Annotated in this window: 1 pseudogene; it reads left to right on the top strand. The window is 80.4% G+C overall.

Annotated elements, in window-relative coordinates:
* Window positions 1-131: 131 nt before the first annotated feature.
* A pseudogene (locus C1J00_RS44925) lies at window positions 132-607 on the top strand (hypothetical protein); the annotation flags it as partial.

Raw genomic sequence — 607 nt, 5'->3', positions numbered from 1 at the left:
CCTCCACGCACGCCGGCGCGGCCGCCCCTGCGCCCGCGCCCGCCGAACCGTCCGCACACGACGGGCCGGCCGCGCCTGCGGAGCGGCCCGCGCCTGCGGATCCGGAGGCGCCTGCGGACCTGGCGACTCCCGTGGAACCGTCCGCGCACGCCGGCCCGGCCGCACCTGCGGAGCGGCCAGCGCCCGCGGACCTGGCCGAGCCCGCCGACCGGCTTGCGCCTGCCGAACGGCCGGAGTCCGCCGAGCTGCCCATCCACGCCGACCCTGCCGGGCCCACTGGGCCGACGGCACCCACCGACTCGGCCGCATCCGCAGCTCCGGCGGCACATGCCGATCCCACGACGCCCGCCGCTCCGGCCGCATACGCCGACCCGGCGGCACCCGTCGAGCCGTCCGCGCCCGCCGACCCGACGACGTCAGCTGGTCCAGCGACGCCCGCCGCTCCGGCCGCATACGCCGACCCGGCGGCACCCGTCGAGCCGTCCGCGCCCGCCGATCCGACGACGTCAGCTGGTCCAGTGACGCCCGCCGCCCCCGCCGGATACGCCGACCCGGCGGCACTCGTCGAACCGTCCGCGCACGCCGAGGCGTCCGCGCTCGCCGAGCC

The organism is Streptomyces cahuitamycinicus (genome assembly GCF_002891435.1).
Taxonomy (GTDB): Bacteria; Actinomycetota; Actinomycetes; order Streptomycetales; family Streptomycetaceae; genus Streptomyces; species Streptomyces cahuitamycinicus.
Note: the sequence above shows the minus strand (reverse complement) of the source record. Positions and strands in the feature narration are given on the sequence as shown.